The sequence below is a fragment of the Pseudomonas sp. P5_109 genome (assembly GCF_034009455.1).
Taxonomy (GTDB): domain Bacteria; phylum Pseudomonadota; class Gammaproteobacteria; order Pseudomonadales; family Pseudomonadaceae; genus Aquipseudomonas.
Genome location: NZ_CP125380.1, coordinates 1,759,848 through 1,776,599, shown reverse-complemented (window position 1 = coordinate 1,776,599; position 16,752 = coordinate 1,759,848). Strand labels below are relative to the sequence as shown.

Sequence of the window (16,752 nt, the reverse complement as noted above, 5' to 3'; positions counted from 1 at the left end):
ACTAATCGGGTTTTCACAGTCGCACGGCAAGGCAAGAGCAAGTGTTATGCCATGTAGGAGCGAGCTTGCTCGCGATGGACGTTAACGATGACGAGGGTCATCTGGATAAACGCGGCGCTCTCACGTTTTTCGCGAGCAAGCTCGCTCCTACAGGGGGTTTTGCGTTTGGTCAGGCGTAGTAATCGACCGCGCTGGAGCCGATCACGCTGGTGGTGTTGGCAGCCACTTCAGCCACCCCGGGAGTCAGGTCGTCATCCATTGAATCGAGACGGCCGCCGTTGGCGCTGGTCCGCCCGGCCTGGCTTTGCCGGGCTTGTTCCTGCCCTTGCTGCGAACCACGGGACTGGTCCGAAACGTTGACATCGACCTGCCCCATGCCCTGCTGGGCGAACATGTCGCGCAAGCGATGAACCTGGCCATCCAGCGCTTCACGCACGCCCGGGTGCGCGCTCATGAACGTAACCTGGGTCTGTTGATCGGGCACCATGTTCACCCGAATGTCCAGGCGTCCGAGCTCAGCGGGCTGCAACTGGATGTCCGCCGCCTTGAGATTGGCGCTGGACAGGTACATGACCCGGTTCACCACCTCTTCGGTCCATCCGCTCTGGTGCATGGCGATCGGCTGGTTCACCGGCAAGGCGTTGGCAGTCTTCGGGGTAGCCGCCTGGGTCAGCGCGGCCAGGCGGTTGGCGAAATCATCGACACGGGTATCGCTGCTGGCGGACTTGAGGTCCTTCAGGCCGTCATCGATCAAGCCGCTGAAAGCCTTGTCGTCGCCCTGACCGGTGCTGTCTTTGTCGGCCTGAACATCCAGCAGGGTCGCCATGCCGGCGGCAAAGTGTTGCGCCGACGTCACCTCGCCATCAACCTGGGCTTGCGCCTGGGTCGGTGCAGCCTTGGACTGCGCCTGGCTGGAAGCCGACACGTGACCGCTCTGCTCCATCGCCAGGCGTAGTGCCGGCAGGGCGTCGAGAGGATCAGCCTCTGGATCGAAACTGTCGTCTGTAGCGGTCTGTGCCGACGTGATTGTCGTGGTGATGGCTGCGGCAACCGACGCGTCAACCGCTGGCGGCACAGTGTCGGCTACGGCGGGAGTTGTCGGTACTGGCGCAGGTGTCACTGGCTGTACGGCTTGCTGCAATGAGGGATCAAGCGCCGGATCGACAGGCGCGGCATCGACGACCGGAGCCTGGTCGGCATCCGCCGCATCATCGTCGGCCGTCTTGCCGTCAGCCCGCACCACCGTGTCGGCAGGCAAGGATTTGCCGCCATCGGCAACCACCGGCTCGCCGGCGGCAGACGTGTCGTTGCCAGCGTCTTTTTTTCCGGCAGCATCAGAGCTTTTGTCACGACCCGGCTTGACCGAGGCATCCGCCAACGCATCGGGCTTGCTCTGGGCCTGGCTGGCGTAGACATGAGCGAAGCTTGCGGCCTTGTCCCCGGGCTCAGCGGTCAGCGCCGGGGGATTGGCGGACGCAGCCAGAGTCTTGGCCTGCCTGGAGGCCTGAAGCAAAATATCGGGGGTAACGGGCATGAAACGGTCTCCGCTGCACGGGGCTCTAAGTACAGTTGAATGAGTTGACTGCAAAGGTCGAGCCAGTTTCACTCGAAGGAGGCCCAATACAGCTTATGCTCAGATTTTCGCCGGGCAACGCTGTCGCTCAGCTTCGTACAGAGGCCGGATACCGGCAAACTCGTTATCGATTTTGCCGACCAGCTCCTGAATGGCCGCGCACGGCAAACTGGCGGCCTGCTGCTCAAGCTGGTGGCAGAGCCTGGTCAGCCTGACGGCGCCCATATTGCTGCTGCTGCCCTTGAAGCTATGGGCCGTTTCAACCAGCAGTGCGGCACTGTCAGCTGTTCTCAAGACTTTCAGGCGCTCTTCGGAGTCCGCAAGAAAGATTTCCAGCAGACCCGGATAGCCCTCTTCCATCACTTCGCGCAATGCACTCAGCACGCCGCGATCCACATGTGTCTCGTCCACTTGCTCACTCCTTGATCAAGAATGCGCGGATTATGCCAGAGCCTCCCAGGTAAACTCCACGCGTGCACTTCGACCCTCGTCGGTCCAGCGGGCATTGCGCCCCAACTGGCGGATCAGACTGACCCCTCGTCCCGACAGGCGGATGTCATCCAACGGCCTTGCCATCACTCGCTCGACATCGAATCCCTTGCCGCTGTCTTCGATATGAATGGTCAGGCAACCGCCGCCATCTGTCGGCGCCACCTGCAAATGTACCCGTACAAAACCATCCTGCAGTTCGCCGAGCCGGGTATTGCGCTCGTGATAATACCGCGCAAACCCCGACGCATCGCGCTTGAGACTCGAATCCAGCCCCAGCACGCCATGCTCCAGCGCATTGGAATAGAGTTCCGCCAGCACACTGTAGAGCGCACCGCTCTGAGCCCGAAGGCCATGGACCTCAAGCAGCAACTGCAACAGATAGGGCAACGGATTGAAACGCTTGAGCGTGGCGGCGCGAAATTCGAAACTCACCGACCAGTCCAGCGGGCAGGACTGCCCACTGTCGGAGTAGACCAACGCCGGCGGAGTGATCTGGGCCGTCTGCAGCAGGCTGATTTCGACCATGCTGACATCGTCACGCGCCTCTCCGCCAAACTGTCGCAACGCTTGTTCAATCTCTTCAAACAGTGCATCTGGCTGACGATTGGCGGCAAACACCTGCTGTAACCGCTGCACGCCGAACAACTGATCGTTGGTGTCGCAGGTATCGATCACGCCATCGGACAGGAGAAACACCCGATCCCCGAGGGCCATGGGGTACACGTCGGTACGGTCATCGAAGGATTCCGTACTCAGCACCCCCAAAGGCAAGTGCCGCGCCGGCAGAGGCGTTCGCTCCCCGCTGGCAATGCGATGCAGGTAACCGTCGGGCATGCCGCCGTTCCAGACTTCCACCGAACGGCGCTGTGAACTCAGGCACAGCAACGTGGCACAGCAGAACATGTCCACCGGCAGGATGCGCTTGAGCTTGGCATTCATCTCGCGCAGGGTTTCCGCCAGGCCATAGCCCTTGGCGGTCATCCCGTAGAAGACTTCGGCCAAGGGCATGGCGCCCACCGCCGCCGGCAGACCGTGGCCGGTGAAGTCGCCCAGCAGCACGTGCATGTCTCCGGCCGGGGTGAACGCGGCCAGCAACAGGTCGCCGTTGAACAGCGCATAGGGCGATTGCAGATAACGGATATTCGCAGCGGCATTCAGGCAGCCGGAGTGCGCCACCTTGTCGAAAACGGCCTTGGCCACGCGCTGTTCGTTCAGCAGGTAGTCGTGGTGCCGGGCGATCTGGTCACGCTGTTGCAGCACCGTGTCCTGCAAGCGCCGCAAGCGATCCATCGCCTTGATCTTGGCCGCGAGAATCACCTGGTTGTAGGGCTTTGCCAGAAAGTCGTCACCGCCGACTTCCAGGCAGCGGGCCAGGGCTTCGCTTTCGGACAATGACGTGAGGAAGATGATCGGCACCAGGGTTTCCCCGGCCAGGGCCTTGATCTGTCGGGCCGCCTCGAAGCCATCCATGACCGGCATCAGCGCATCCATCAACACCAGGTGCGGTTGTTGCTGGCCAAACACCTCGACCGCTTCGGCACCGTTGGCCGCCGTCAGCACTTCGTGCCCCTGGCGGCGCAAGATGCTCGACAACAGCAGGCGATCGGCGGCGCTGTCCTCGGCAATCAGGATCGTCAGCGGCTCCAGTGGCTGCATGGCAATCAACTGATGTCGAACAGCTTGTCGAAGTTGGAGATGGCGAGGATTTTACGCACGTCGGTACTGCTGTTGACGACGCGCACATCGGAGTCGTCGCCACCGGCGTGATCGCGCAGCAAAAGCAGCATGCCCAGGGCCGAGCTGTCGAGGTAAGTGGCCTCCTTCAGGTCGACCACAACCGCCGATAGCTGTTTATCTTCGTAGGACTGACGAAATTCCTGATGCTTGGCGAAGTCGAAACGACCCTTGATCGAGATCGTCAGCTTTTGCCCGTCCTGGGACACTTCTGAAACGACTGACATTTAATGGCTTCCTTGTCTTTGGAACACGTCTAGAAGGTTTAGCATCAGGAGGGGATGGCGGCAAGCCAGCCGGTTTTTTGAAAGCACGCTCAATAGGGGTTCTCACGCGGCAAACGCTGGGACAATTCATCCAGCAATTTCTGTTCACGCCGGTCTTCAAGCGCCCGGGCCTCGTCGGCATAGCGCTGAACCAGCTTGCGCAAACCTTCGACCCGGGCAAACGCCTGCTGCCAGGTTTCCCGAGCCTTGTTCAGGTTGTTCTGGTGCCAGGCCAGGCTTTGCCGCTGCTGGTCAATGGCCGTGCCCAGTTGCGCGAGAAAGCCCTGATAGCCCAGCAACCATTGGCCCGAGACGCCGCCGCTGCCGCGCACGATCCATTGTTCCTGATAGTCAAGGCGGAAGGCTTCAAGGTCGGCGAGCTTGCTTTCCGCCAGGCGAACCTGCCCTTGAAAGTGCCCCAGGCGCTGGACTGCGGTTTTTTCGGCCTTTTCGGCCATTTCCACCACCGGCGCCAGCCGCCCTGCCCGAGTCTGCGCCATGAGCGCTTAACCGCCCGTCGCGGGCGCGAAGATCGAGGCGAGATACGCTTCGCTTTCGCCCAGGCTGATGCTGTCGTTGAGGCCCTGGCGCAGGTATTTGACCAGTTGCGGTTGCAGGGAAATCGCCAGGTCGGTTTCGCGATCGCCGCCGGCGACATAGGCGCCAACGCTGATCAGGTCGCGGCTCTGCTGATATCGCGACCACAACTGCTTGAAGTACTGCGCACGGACCATGTGTTCCGGCGACACCACCGCCGGCATCACCCGGCTGATGGACGCTTCGATATCGATGGCCGGGTAATGCCCCTCTTCGGCCAGGCGCCGGGACAGCACGATGTGCCCGTCGAGCACGCCTCGCGCCGAGTCGGCAATCGGGTCCTGCTGGTCATCGCCTTCGGACAGCACGGTGTAGAACGCGGTGATCGAACCACCGCCCTTCTCCGCGTTACCAGCCCGCTCCACCAGTTTCGGCAGCTTGGCGAACACCGACGGCGGATAACCCTTGGTCGCCGGCGGCTCGCCGATGGCCAGGGCGATTTCCCGCTGAGCCTGGGCGAAACGGGTCAGCGAATCCATCAGCAACAGGACGTTCTTGCCCTTGTCGCGGAAATACTCGGCGATGCGCGTGCAATACATGGCCGCACGCAGACGCATCAGCGGTGCATCGTCCGCCGGGGACGCCACGACCACTGAGCGCTTGAGCCCTTCTTCACCGAGGATGTGCTCGATGAACTCTTTAACTTCACGACCCCGCTCACCGATCAGCCCGACGACGATGATGTCGGCCTCGGTGAAGCGGGTCATCATGCCCAACAGCACGGATTTACCGACACCGGTACCGGCAAACAGCCCGAGCCGCTGGCCACGGCCGACCGTCAACATGCCGTTGATGCAACGGATGCCCACGTCCAGCGGCTCGCTGATCGGTTCGCGCTTGAGCGGGTTGATGGTCGGGCCGTCCATCGGCACCCAGTCTTCGGCTTTCATCCCGCCCTTGCCATCCAGGGCACGACCGGCACCATCGAGCACCCGCCCGAGCATGCTCATGCCCATGGGCAGGCGACCGGTATCGGCCAAGGGCACCACGCGGGCGCCGGGGGCGATGCCGGCGACGCTGCCGACGGGCATCAGAAAGACCTTGCTGCCAGAGAAGCCCATCACTTCGGCTTCAACTTGCACCGGGTGATAGCTGTCGTCGTTGATGACCATGCAGCGGCTGCCCATGGCGGCGCGCAGGCCTTCGGCTTCGAGGGTCAGGCCGACCATGCGTAGCAGGCGGCCTTCAAGGATCGGCGCGCCGGCAAGCTCCGTGGCCTCGGCATAGCTGCCCAGGCGCTTGGCGAAGCTGGTGCGTTCAAGGCGCATCAGGTGCATCCGGTTCCGGCGCGGTCGCAGGCTTGCTCTCGATCGGCAGTTCCAGGCTCAGGTCCGGCGCGGCCGGGTGCAAGGCCTGCTCGTGCAACTGGTCGAACAGCTTGTCCATGACCCGCGCGACGCGGGTTTCGACCGTGGCATCGATGCGACTGTGTTCGGTCTCGACCCGGCAACCACCCGGCAACAACGCTTCGTCCTCGACGATACGCCAGGTTTCTTCATGGCGTTCGCGCAGGGCTTTGACCTGTTCGAAGTCCTGCGGATTGATGTACAGCCGCACATTGCCCACGCCCAACGGCAGGAGCTTGAGGGCATCGCGCATGACATGTTCGATCTGCGTCGAGTCGATGGCCAGTTCGCGCTGGATCACCTGCCTGGTGATGTGTTGCACGAGGTCGACCAGGGACTTTTCGATCAGGGTGTCCTGCTCGGCGATAGGCTCGAACAGGTGGCCCATCAATTGCTCCAGCGCCCCGATCTTGGCCGTCAGGGCTACTTCGGCTTCCTGGCGGACCTTGAGCGTGGTGCTGTGGAAACCTTCCTTCTCGCCCACCGCGAAACCTTCGTTGTAGGCTTCCTGGCGAATGCTTTCGAGTTCTTCGAGCGTCAGTGGCTGGACTTCTTCCAGCGGCACTTCCTGCATTTCCGGCGGTTCGGGTTCCGGCTCAGGTTCAGGCTCGGGTGCCGGCGGATCGAAGCTGGGCAGCGCCCAGGACTCGAAGCCACTGACATCCCTGGCCCGGATCAGGTCAGTGGGTGCATCATCATTGTTGACCATGGTGTTAGATCATTTCCTCGCCGCCCTTGCCGCCGAGAACGATTTCTCCGGCTTCGGCCATACGGCGGGCAATGGTGAGGATTTCCTTCTGCGCGGTTTCCACGTCGCTGACGCGCACCGGGCCCTTGGCTTCCAGGTCGTCGCGCAACAGTTCGGCCGCACGCTTGGACATGTTCTTGAAGATCTTCTCCTTGACGCCTTCGTCCGACCCCTTGAGGGCCAGCACCAATACATCGGAGGACACTTCGCGCAACAGGGCCTGGATCCCGCGGTCGTCGACATCGGCCAGGTTGTTGAACACGAACATGAGGTCTTCGATCTGACCGGACAGGTCTTCGTCGACTTCGCGGATCGAGTCCATGAGCTGGCCTTCGATCGAGCTGTCGAGGAAGTTCATGATGTCCGCCGCGCGCTTGATGCCACCCAGGGTGGTGCGCGAGGCATTCGAGTTGCCGGAGAACTGCTTCTCGAGAATCTGGTTGAGCTCTTTCAGGGCCGCTGGCTGTACAGTGTTCAGCGAGGACACGCGCAGGATGATGTCCAGTCGCACCTTGTGGTCGAAGTTGCCAAGCACTTCACCGGCCTGGTCCGGATCGAGGTACGCCACCACGATCGCCTGGATCTGCGGGTGCTCGTAACGGATCACGTCGGCAACGGCGCGCGGCTCCATCCACTTCAGGCTGTCGAGGCCGCTGGTGTTGCCACCGAGCAGGATGCGGTCGATAAGGCCATTGGCCTTGTCCTCGCCCAGGGCCTGGGTGAGCATCTTGCGCACATAGTCGTCGGAGCCGACGCCCAGGCTGGTCTGGTCGCCGACGATGTCGACGAACTCGCTCATCACCTGCTCGACCTGCTCGCGGTGCACATTACCCATCTGGGCCATGGCCACACCCACGCGCTGAACCTCTTTGGGGCCCATGTGACGCAGCACTTGGGCAGCGTCGGTGGAGCCCAGGGACAACAGCAGGATTGCGGCTTTGTCGACCTTGGACAGTTTGGCGGCAACGGCTCGGTTATCACTCATCTGCGTTAATCCACTCTTTCACGACCTGGGCCACACGACCCGGATCTTCGGCCACCAGACTCTTGATTGCGTTCAACTGTGCGTCATAGCCTTCGCTCGGGCTCGGCAACAGGATGCTGGTCGGGCCGCCGAGGCTGACGCGGTCGTTGGCCAACTCGCCATCCAGGCCGCCCATGCCACCCAACTCGACGTCGCTGCCAATACCGGCCAGCTGCTTGCCCTTGCCGCCACCGGTGATGTTGTTGAGCACCGGACGCAGCACACCGAACACCAGCACCAGGATGAACAGCACCCCCAGCACTTGCTTGACGACGTCCCAGAACCACGGCTGGGAGTAGAACGGAATATCGGCAATCACTTCGCCGCGCTCGGCGGAGAACGGCATGTTGATCACGCTGACACTGTCGCCACGGCTGGCGTCGAAGCCGACCGCGTCCTGTACCAGGCGCGTGAAGCGCGCCAGTTCATCTGCGCTCCATGGCGCACGGGTGGTTTCGCCGTTGGCCGGGTTGATCTTGACCTGATCATCGACCACGACCGACACCGACAGGCGATTCAAACGACCCTGCTGCTGCTTGGTATGGCTGATGGAACGGTCGAGCTCGAAGTTCTTGGTCGACTGTTGACGCTTGTCCGCCGGATACGGCGCGAGCATCGGCTGGCCGGTGGCCGGGTCCATGATTTGCTGGCCGTTGGCATCGATCAGCGGCTGGCCTGGCTGCACCATGCCCGCCGACGCGGTGGCGCCACCAGTGGTCTGCGGCGCGGAGGCCGGCGACGGCGGCTGGTTGCTCAACGCACCCGGCACACCTTGCGGGCCATTGCTGGCGGTACGTTGTTCGTTGACCGACTGTTCGCTGCGCAACGCCGGCTGATCCGGGTTGAATTGCTCGGAAGTCGACTCGACCGCACTGAAATCCACATCGGCCGAGACTTCGGCCTTGTAACGGTCGTTGCCCAGTACCGGCTGCAGGATGTTGTGCACGCGCTGGGTGAGCATGCTTTCCATGCGACGGCTGTAGTCGAACTGCTTGCCGGCCATGGTCAGTTCGGAGTTTTCCGCCTGATCCGAGAGCAGGTTGCCTTTCTGGTCGACGACGGTGATCTGCGACTTGCTGAGTTCGGGAACGCTGGTCGCCACCAGGTTGATGATGGCCACGACCTGGCCTGGCTCGAGGGAGCGGCCGGAATAGAGTTCAACCAGAACCGAAGCGCTCGGCTTGCGCTCGTCGCGCACGAACACCGAACTCTTCGGGATCGCCAGGTGCACGCGGGCACCCTTGACGTTGTTCAGGCTGGAAATGGTGCGGGCCAGTTCGCCTTCGAGGCCGCGACGATAGCGGGTCGCTTCCATGAACTGGCTGGTGCCGAGCCCCTGTTCCTTGTCGAGGATTTCAAAACCGATGTTGCCGTCGCTGGGAGTGACACCAGCGCCCGCGAGCTTGAGCCGCGCACGGGACAAATCTTCAGCCTTGACCAGCAAGGCACCGGAGTTCGGCTCAACGGTGTAAGCAATATCGGCGGCGGCCAGGGTATCCATGACCTGCTTGGCGTCCATGCCGGCAAGGCTGCCGTACAGAGGCCGGTAGTCCGGCTGTTGGGACCACAACACCACGGCAAAACCAATCGCCACGCTCGCAGCCAGGCCGACCAACAGGCCCACCTGACGCAACATGGTCATCTCGGAGAGGTTTTCCAGAAAGGACAACCCGAACAACGGCGGTTTACCGTCTACCGGGGTGGCCTTGGCCGGAACATTATCGGCGACTGCTTCTGCCATGACTCAATCTCGTCCTTTAAACCGGCATCTGCATGATGTCTTGGTAGGCCTGAACCAGCTTGTTGCGCACCTGGGTCAATGCCTGGAACGACACGCTGGCCTTCTGCGAGGAGATCATCACGTCCGTGAGGTCGACACCGCTCTTGCCGATTTCGAAGGCGCTGGCCAACTGAGTGGAAGCCTGTTGGGTGTCGTTCACTTTATTGACGGCCTGGCCGAGCATGTCAGAAAAGCTGCTGCCCGCCACTTCAGGGACGGCAGTCGATTTCGGCGCAGACATGGCATCCATTTGCATGGCGCGCATATCCAGCATCAACCGATTGAATTCAATACCTTGGCTCATGATCTACTCTCGTTGGCGGCCCGCAATTTTTTGACGCTCACTCGGCGGGTAATGAGGTGTTAGCAACAAGGGTGCCAGCTCCGTGGCTGCTCCAAACAAAAGCCAATTCCGGGCTTTGCTCAATCGTGAACCACCGCCAAACAAATGTGGGAGCGGGCTTGCTCGCGAAAGCTGTAGACCAGCCAGCATCTCTGTTGAATGGAAAACCGTATTCGCGAGCAAGCCCGCTCCCACATTTAGATCGGTGTTGATTCCGTCAACTTTCAGGTGGCGAACAGATACGCTTCCACATCCATGCCGGCGTCGCGCATCTGCGCCAGCTTGTAGCGCAGGGTTCGCGGGCTGATCCCCAGGCGCTCGGCCGCCTCTTTGCGGCGACCGCGCTCGGCGCGCAGGGTATCGACGATCATCTGGAACTCACGGCGACGCAGGTCATCACCCAGCGCACCGGCCGATTCGGACTCGATTTCCACAGCACGCACTGGCGCCACAGCCAACGCAGGCAATGGAGCGCAGGCCACCGGCCCGGCCAGGCAGAAGTCCTGCGGCTGGATCAAGCCACCCTGTTGCAGAATCAGCGCACGCTGGATTGCGTTGTCCAGCTCACGCACGTTGCCTGGCCACGGGTAACCGATCAGGCACGCCTGGGCCTCGGGCGACAGCCTGGCAGCCGAATGCTTCATTTTATTGACGTACTTGGCCAGCAGACGCTCGGCCAGCGGCAGGATGTCGGCGGTGCGCTCGCGCAGCGGACGCCAGGCCAGGGGAAACACCGACAGGCGATAATACAGATCCTCGCGGAAGCGCCCCGCCGCCACCTCACCCGCCAGGTCGCGATTGGTGGTCGCGACCACACGAATATCCAGGGTGATCGGTTTGCGCGCCCCAACCCTTTCGACCTCGCGCTCTTGCAGCACGCGCAGCAGTTTGGCCTGGAGCCCTAAAGGCATTTCGGAAATTTCATCGAGCAGAATGGTGCCGCCGTCGGCCTGCTCGAACTTGCCGGCTTGCGCGGCAATGGCGCCGGTGAAGGAGCCCTTCTCGTGACCAAACAAGGTCGCTTCGAGCATGTTGTCCGGGATCGCCGCGCAGTTGATCGCAATGAACGGCTGACTGGCGCGATGAGAATACTGATGGATGTAACGTGCCAGCACTTCCTTGCCCGTGCCCGACTCGCCCGAAATCAGCACCGTGGAATCGCTGCGCGCGACCCGCGCCGCCAATTCGAGCAGCTGCGCGCTCGCTGGCTCGAACGCAACCGGCCCCTCGCTCTCGGTCGGGCCGAGATTGCCCTGGGCATGACGTGCCACCAGATCAAGCAACGCCTTGGGCTCGAATGGCTTGACCAGGTAATCCGCCGCCCCTTGGCGCATCGCATCGACCGCACGCTCGACCGCACCGTGAGCCGTCATCAGCAACACCGGCAATTGCGGCTGCCGCGCTCGCAACAGCCCCAGCAACTGGTGGCCGTCCATGCCCGGCATGTTGACGTCGCTGATCACCAGGCTGAAGGCCTCGCCACCGACAGCAGCCAGGGCCTCCTCCGCTGAACCCACCGCCGCGTAATCGTGCCCCGCGAGCAACAGCGTATCCGCCAGTGCCTCGCGCAACGCGCGGTCATCCTCGACCAATAAAACCTTGATACCCATTTGTCTCACTCCGTTCCCTGAGCGCTGCTGAACAGCGGCAGGATCACCTGCGCGCAAGTGCCGCGACCGAGCCGCGAACGCAGGTGCAATTCTCCCTGATGAGCACGCGCCACGGCTTTGACCACGGTCAAACCAAGACCGGTGCCGGTGGTCTTGGTGGTGAAAAAGGGCTCGCCCAATCGCGCCAGGACGGCGGCACCGATACCCGAGCCACTGTCACTGACGCACAGGCGCAGGTCGTTGCCGCGGGTATAGAGGTGAATCTTCAGACGCAATTGACCGGCACTGGCCTGAATGGCGTTTTCGATCAGGTTGAGGATCGCGCCCACCAGGGTGTCGCGATTGCACAGCAACTCCCCCGAATGACTGTCGCACTGCCAGCGGATCGGCAGATCCTGCACGTGGGTCAGCGCGGCTGCCTGCAGCGATTGCATCAGTTGGCCCGGGGTTACGCGGTCGGTCAGCGGCAACTCGCCACGAGCAAATACCAGCATGTCGCGAACCTGGTGTTCGAGCTCGTGCAGGCGCTCCTTGAGGCGCCCGGCAAAGCGCTGCTGGGTAGCGACTGGCAGCTCTTGCTCGGTCAGATGACTGGCGTACAGCAACGCGGCGGACAACGGCGTGCGTATCTGATGAGCCAACGAAGCGACCATGCGCCCCAGCGACGACAGACGCTCATGCCGAGCCAGCTGATCCTGCAGATGGCGGGTTTCAGTCAGGTCATTGAGCAACACCAACTGGCCGGGCTCGGCGTCCAGCGAGCGCGTGGCGATCGACAGACGCCGGCCATCCTTGAGGGAGACTTCATGACCATCGTCTTCGCGCGGGGCAAAACTGCGGGCAATGACGCGACGCCACAACTCACCTTCCAGCGGCAGCCCCAGCAACTCGCACGCCGCCGGATTGGCTTCGCGCACGATGCCCTGGGCATCAATGACGATGACACCGCCAGGTAACAGATCGAGGAGGTTTTGCAGACGGTTGGCCAGGCGTTCTTTTTCCGCCAGCTCCTGCATGCGCTGGGCGCTGACCACCGCCAGTTCACCCTTGAGCTCGGTCACCCGGGCTTCAAGCATGCTGTAGGAGTCGGTCAACTGACTGGACATCTGATTGAACAGCGCGAATGCCTGCTCAAGACCCAGCCGACTCGCCTGTTCTACGGACGACGGTTGTCCGCTTGCATCAGGGACAGGTGACATCTGGGCGGCTTGGGGCATTGTGCTCTCTCGCTTGGCTGACCGTCAGTGAAACGGAACGTTGCGAGGGATGTAGCAATACCCGTGCCTAAAAAAAACTTGTTATAAATGAATGGATTGAAAAACAGGCGTCAATCATCCGCCTGTTCATCCCCATCACGACGGCTCATGCCGTACTTGCGCATCTTCTCCACCAGCGTGGTACGACGAATGCGCAGGCGCTCGGCCGCGCGCGCCACAATGCCATTGGCATCATCCAGCGCCTGCTGAATCAACCCTTGCTCCAGACCACCGAGGTAGTCCTTCAGGTCCAGGCCCTCCGGCGGCAACATGGCGTTGGCCGTGAAGTCCTGCGTATGTCCGTTGATGGCCACGCGTTCTTCCAGATCGCTGCGCAGGCTGTCGACCAGTTGCTCGTCTTCATCGTCGACGTAGCGGAATTTCTTCGGCAGTTCGATCACGCCGATCACCCCGTATGGATGCATGATCGCCATGCGCTCCACCAGGTTGGCCAGTTCGCGGACGTTGCCTGGCCAGCCATGCCGGCACAGCGACATGATCGCCGCCGAGTTGAAACGGATCGAACCGCGCTTCTCGTGCTCCATGCGCGAGATCAGCTCGTTCATCAGCAGCGGAATGTCCTCGACACGCTCACGCAGCGGCGCCATTTCGATCGGGAACACATTCAGGCGGTAGTACAGGTCTTCGCGGAAGGTGCCGATCTCGATCATGCTTTCGAGATTCTTGTGGGTCGCCGCAATGATGCGCACGTCGACGCTCTGGGTCTTGTTGCTGCCCACGCGCTCGAAGGTGCGCTCCTGCAACACGCGCAGCAACTTGACCTGCATTGGCAGCGGCATGTCGCCGATTTCATCAAGGAACAGGGTGCCGCCATTGGCCAGCTCGAATCGACCGGCACGGCTGGTGATCGCCCCGGTGAAGGCGCCCTTCTCATGACCGAACAATTCACTTTCCAGCAACTCGGCCGGGATCGCCCCGCAGTTGACCGGCACGAACGGCGCTTCGCGGCGCTTGGAATGGTAATGCAGGTTGCGCGCAACCACTTCCTTGCCGGTGCCGGACTCACCGAGAATCAGCACGCTGGCATCGGTGTCGGCGACTTGCTGCATCATCTGGCGGACGTGTTGGATCGCCCGGCTGGTGCCGACAAGACTGCGGAAAAGATTGGGTTCGCGATGACGACCGCGCTCGCGGGCCTGGTCGTACATCTCGCGATAGACCTGGGCACGGTGCAGCGAATCGAGCAACTTGCTGTAGCTGGGCGGCATTTCGAGGGTCGAAAGTACCCGACGACGCTGGTCTTCCGGCAGGTCAATGGAAGAATTATCGCCCATTAACAAAACCGGAAGGAACTCATCCCAGGTCGAGAGTGTCTTTAGCAAGCCCAGAAGTGCACCAGGAGCATTGACCGTCCCGATGAGGACGCAGATTACTTCACGACTTGACGACAAAGAGCCGACAGCCTGCTGCCAGTCATGGCTACCGCAGGGTAAATTTTCTTCACCGAGAAAATTTAAAATCACCGCCAGGTCGCGGCGGCGGACGCTATCGTCATCAATCAGCAGAATTTTGGTTTCACGCCACATGCAATAGCAACTTCCCTAGTCAACTCAATGCCCAAAATGCTGGGGCAAGCTAGACGCTTGCAGACACGTTATGCCTGAAGACGACTGAAATCTGGAACCAGCCACTAGTTAAGTCAAAAAACCGTGCACAGTCAAATTTATGGCGCACATGTCTGGATTAACTTAGGGTTAATTAACCAAACAGATGGTAAACCTTTGCCGCGTTGCGCGCTTGATTGATCTGCGACATCTCATCGACTATCGCCTGACGCTCGACCGTGGTTGCGCTCAACAGCTCTTTGTAAACGGCCAGCAACCCTTCCAGATTAGCCCGCAGCGCCTCTTCGTCGATCGGCACTTCGCTGAGCACTTCGTCGACACATTCGCGACAGGCTGCGTCCAACTCGCCAATGGCCTCCCAGTTTCTCTCCGCCAAGGCATCGACCAAAGCTTCGCGCGTTTCTTCAATCCGCTGCAGTGCTTGACTCATGACGTCATCCTCAGACCCGCAGGCCTATTGATTGGCAATTGCGTCCCAACCGCTTTTCAGGGTTTCGAGCAAACCCGATACTTCGTCGATGATCGCGGTATCGTTACTTGTGTTCGCTTCCATCAAGCGATTCGTCATGTAGGCATACAAGCTATCAAGCTGCTGGACAGATGCGGGATCCTCGGTTTTCTCCGGATTCAGACCGTCGCGGAGCCCGATGAGGATGTCTGTGGCCTTGCCCAGCATCAACCCCTTATGCGCAATATCGCCACGCTCTAGAGCGCCCTTGGCTTGAGCCATCCGGTCCAGGCCACCCTCCATCAGCATTTGCACCAGCCGATGTGGGCTGGCTTCAGAGATCTGGGCATGGGAATTGACCTTCTGATATTGGCGAAGGGCTCTCATGGGGTTCATGGTTCTACCTCGTGACAGACAACTACTGAAAAAGGGAAGGCTCTGGTCTTTATGTCGACTGATCGACACATAACTTTAATGCAGCCCATCACCAATGAAAAAACCCAGACACCGTCATTGCAGACTGCCTGGGCTTTTTATGCCTGAACCGAGTCAGTTATCGGACTTCGGATTGTTCAAGGCATTGAGCGTGGTCATGATGCTGTCGCTTTGGGCGCGAAGCTTGGCTACCAGGGAGTCCATGGCATTGTATTTGGCCGAAAGACTGGACTGCAGAAGCGTCATGCGCTCATCCAGAGTGTCTTGCTGTTTCTTCAGATCGTTCAGGCTTTCGGTCAAGGATTTGGAACGCTCAGCCAGCGCGCCGGTAGTGGCTTTTGCAATGCCATCCGTAGCGGTGGTCATGCGCGCCAGCAATCCTTTGTCACCATTGAAAATACTGGTGATGTCCGCCGCATTGGTCGCGACCGCTTTGTCCCACTTCTTATCGTCTATGACCAGCAGACCCGTGGTCGAATCCGTACTGATACCGAATTGAGCGATTGATTTGAATGTGCCCGTGCCGGACATCGAGTTCAACTCATTGCGCAACGAACTCATCAGGGTGCGCATCGAGGCATCACCGGTCAATGCACCAGCAACCGGATTACCGTCTGCCCCTATCGTGACTTTGGTCTCGGCACTTATTGCCTTCACCAAAGCATTGTAGGTATCGACAAAACCTTTGACACCCGACTTCAATGCCGAGTTGCTGGTAGCCACTGAAATGGTGGTCGGTGTCGGTTTGGGTGCGCCGGTAGCTGTCGGTGAAACCGACAACAACTTGATGCTCACACCACTGACCGCTTCGGCAATCGTGTTGGTCTTGGACTGCATATCAATGCCATCAATGCTGTACAAGGCGTTTTTCGGCTGATCGATAACTGTTGCACCAACGTCAAGACCAGAGCTACCCGATAGCGTCAGATCCGAGCCCACCCCCATGGTCGTAGAGGTCAGCACCAGCCGCGAACCCGTAGCATCCGTCAGGATGTTTGCACTCAATCCGGACGTGGAAAATTGCGAATTGATTGAGTCCCGCACTTGTTGCAGCGTTGCCCCTGCCGGAACACTCAAGTCATAGTTTTTACCCGACTGCGTAATCGTCAAGGTTGTCGGCGTCGAACCACTGTTCACCACCGACGAAGTACCGCCCGCAAAAGTACTGGTCGACAGCTTCGAGGCGCTCGCCAACTGCGTCACTACCAACGCAAAACTGCCCGTAGAGGCACCATTGCCCGCCGTCATGGTGGCGACCTTTTCATCCGAGGATGAGGTAATCATGCCGCGGAAACTGTTATCCGCACCCATGTTTGCCAAAGCGCCGCGGAAGGCATCCAGAGCCGCCTGGATCTTGCCGAGGGACGACAGCGTGGTAGTTGCTTTCAACGTCTGAGTGTTGATCTGCGTCTGCTTGGGCACTTTTTCCGCGTCAACCAGAGACTTAACAATCGCCTGGGTATCGATATTCGAGCCGATACCACTAACCGTTGAACCCGCCATCGTCTTTCTCC

The 16,752-nt window shown here is 60.6% G+C and carries 16 protein-coding genes; all 16 read right to left on the bottom strand.

Features of this window, described 5'->3' with window-relative positions; all coding sequences use genetic code 11:
- Positions 1–169 precede the first annotated feature (169 nt).
- Positions 170–1,534 (bottom strand): flagellar hook-length control protein FliK, encoded by a 1,365-nt coding sequence (locus QMK54_RS07890; RefSeq protein ID WP_320402303.1) that lies wholly within the window; start codon positions 1,532–1,534, stop codon positions 170–172.
- Positions 1,535–1,633: 99 nt separating this feature from the next.
- Positions 1,634–1,984, bottom strand: coding sequence for an Hpt domain-containing protein (locus tag QMK54_RS07885; RefSeq protein ID WP_320402302.1), 351 nt, complete (start codon positions 1,982–1,984; stop codon positions 1,634–1,636).
- A 30-nt stretch (positions 1,985–2,014) separates the two neighbouring features.
- A complete protein-coding gene (locus QMK54_RS07880; RefSeq protein ID WP_320402301.1) occupies positions 2,015–3,721 on the bottom strand; it encodes a fused response regulator/phosphatase in 1,707 nt (568 codons plus the stop codon).
- A 5-nt stretch (positions 3,722–3,726) separates the two neighbouring features.
- On the bottom strand, positions 3,727–4,026 hold the full coding sequence (locus tag QMK54_RS07875) for an STAS domain-containing protein (RefSeq protein ID WP_110659560.1): 300 nt from the start codon (positions 4,024–4,026) through the stop codon (positions 3,727–3,729).
- Between the two features lie 89 nt (positions 4,027–4,115).
- A complete protein-coding gene (gene fliJ / locus QMK54_RS07870) occupies positions 4,116–4,565 on the bottom strand; it encodes a flagellar export protein FliJ (RefSeq protein ID WP_110659559.1) in 450 nt (149 codons plus the stop codon).
- Between the two features lie 6 nt (positions 4,566–4,571).
- Complete coding sequence (gene fliI, locus QMK54_RS07865; RefSeq protein WP_110659558.1) at positions 4,572–5,930, bottom strand: flagellar protein export ATPase FliI; 1,359 nt, start codon at positions 5,928–5,930, stop codon at positions 4,572–4,574.
- Complete coding sequence (gene fliH / locus QMK54_RS07860; protein ID WP_223591242.1) at positions 5,920–6,717, bottom strand: flagellar assembly protein FliH; 798 nt, start codon at positions 6,715–6,717, stop codon at positions 5,920–5,922. Before fliH ends, fliI begins: the two co-directional genes overlap by 11 nt.
- Positions 6,718–6,721: 4 nt before the next feature.
- Positions 6,722–7,741, bottom strand: a complete 1,020-nt coding sequence (gene fliG / locus QMK54_RS07855) for a flagellar motor switch protein FliG (RefSeq protein WP_007983391.1) — start codon at positions 7,739–7,741, stop codon at positions 6,722–6,724.
- Positions 7,734–9,521 (bottom strand): flagellar basal-body MS-ring/collar protein FliF, encoded by a 1,788-nt coding sequence (gene fliF, locus QMK54_RS07850; protein ID WP_110659556.1) that lies wholly within the window; start codon positions 9,519–9,521, stop codon positions 7,734–7,736. Before fliF ends, fliG begins: the two co-directional genes overlap by 8 nt.
- A gap of 16 nt (positions 9,522–9,537) precedes the next feature.
- Positions 9,538–9,864 carry a flagellar hook-basal body complex protein FliE gene (fliE, locus tag QMK54_RS07845; protein ID WP_008021337.1) on the bottom strand — a complete coding sequence of 109 codons (327 nt, stop codon included), beginning with the start codon at positions 9,862–9,864 and terminating at the stop codon, positions 9,538–9,540.
- A 263-nt stretch (positions 9,865–10,127) separates the two neighbouring features.
- A complete protein-coding gene (locus QMK54_RS07840) occupies positions 10,128–11,513 on the bottom strand; it encodes a sigma-54 dependent transcriptional regulator (protein ID WP_320402300.1) in 1,386 nt (461 codons plus the stop codon).
- A gap of 5 nt (positions 11,514–11,518) precedes the next feature.
- Positions 11,519–12,712 (bottom strand): sensor histidine kinase, encoded by a 1,194-nt coding sequence (locus tag QMK54_RS07835; protein ID WP_320402895.1) that lies wholly within the window; start codon positions 12,710–12,712, stop codon positions 11,519–11,521.
- Between the two features lie 128 nt (positions 12,713–12,840).
- Positions 12,841–14,316, bottom strand: coding sequence for a sigma-54 dependent transcriptional regulator (locus tag QMK54_RS07830; protein WP_110659843.1), 1,476 nt, complete (start codon positions 14,314–14,316; stop codon positions 12,841–12,843).
- A 172-nt stretch (positions 14,317–14,488) separates the two neighbouring features.
- Positions 14,489–14,785, bottom strand: a complete 297-nt coding sequence (gene fliT / locus QMK54_RS07825; RefSeq protein ID WP_110659842.1) for a flagellar protein FliT — start codon at positions 14,783–14,785, stop codon at positions 14,489–14,491.
- A gap of 24 nt (positions 14,786–14,809) precedes the next feature.
- On the bottom strand, positions 14,810–15,199 hold the full coding sequence (gene fliS, locus QMK54_RS07820) for a flagellar export chaperone FliS (protein ID WP_110659841.1): 390 nt from the start codon (positions 15,197–15,199) through the stop codon (positions 14,810–14,812).
- 153 nt (positions 15,200–15,352) lie between these two features.
- Positions 15,353–16,741, bottom strand: a complete 1,389-nt coding sequence (fliD, locus tag QMK54_RS07815) for a flagellar filament capping protein FliD (RefSeq protein WP_110659840.1) — start codon at positions 16,739–16,741, stop codon at positions 15,353–15,355.
- Positions 16,742–16,752: the final 11 nt, after the last annotated feature.

Coding starts and splice junctions, on each gene's coding strand:
- fliG (WP_007983391.1), bottom strand. CDS start 7,741: ATGAGTGATAACCGAGCCGTTGCCGCCAAACTGTCCAAGGTCGACAAA.
- fliS (WP_110659841.1), bottom strand. CDS start 15,199: ATGAACCCCATGAGAGCCCTTCGCCAATATCAGAAGGTCAATTCCCAT.
- QMK54_RS07890 (WP_320402303.1), bottom strand. CDS start 1,534: ATGCCCGTTACCCCCGATATTTTGCTTCAGGCCTCCAGGCAGGCCAAG.
- fliI (WP_110659558.1), bottom strand. CDS start 5,930: ATGCGCCTTGAACGCACCAGCTTCGCCAAGCGCCTGGGCAGCTATGCC.
- QMK54_RS07880 (WP_320402301.1), bottom strand. CDS start 3,721: ATGCAGCCACTGGAGCCGCTGACGATCCTGATTGCCGAGGACAGCGCC.
- QMK54_RS07830 (WP_110659843.1), bottom strand. CDS start 14,316: ATGTGGCGTGAAACCAAAATTCTGCTGATTGATGACGATAGCGTCCGC.
- fliH (WP_223591242.1), bottom strand. CDS start 6,717: ATGGTCAACAATGATGATGCACCCACTGACCTGATCCGGGCCAGGGAT.
- QMK54_RS07835 (WP_320402895.1), bottom strand. CDS start 12,712: ATGTCACCTGTCCCTGATGCAAGCGGACAACCGTCGTCCGTAGAACAG.
- QMK54_RS07875 (WP_110659560.1), bottom strand. CDS start 4,026: ATGTCAGTCGTTTCAGAAGTGTCCCAGGACGGGCAAAAGCTGACGATC.
- fliJ (WP_110659559.1), bottom strand. CDS start 4,565: ATGGCGCAGACTCGGGCAGGGCGGCTGGCGCCGGTGGTGGAAATGGCC.
- fliD (WP_110659840.1), bottom strand. CDS start 16,741: ATGGCGGGTTCAACGGTTAGTGGTATCGGCTCGAATATCGATACCCAG.
- fliE (WP_008021337.1), bottom strand. CDS start 9,864: ATGAGCCAAGGTATTGAATTCAATCGGTTGATGCTGGATATGCGCGCC.
- fliT (WP_110659842.1), bottom strand. CDS start 14,785: ATGAGTCAAGCACTGCAGCGGATTGAAGAAACGCGCGAAGCTTTGGTC.
- fliF (WP_110659556.1), bottom strand. CDS start 9,521: ATGGCAGAAGCAGTCGCCGATAATGTTCCGGCCAAGGCCACCCCGGTA.
- QMK54_RS07840 (WP_320402300.1), bottom strand. CDS start 11,513: ATGGGTATCAAGGTTTTATTGGTCGAGGATGACCGCGCGTTGCGCGAG.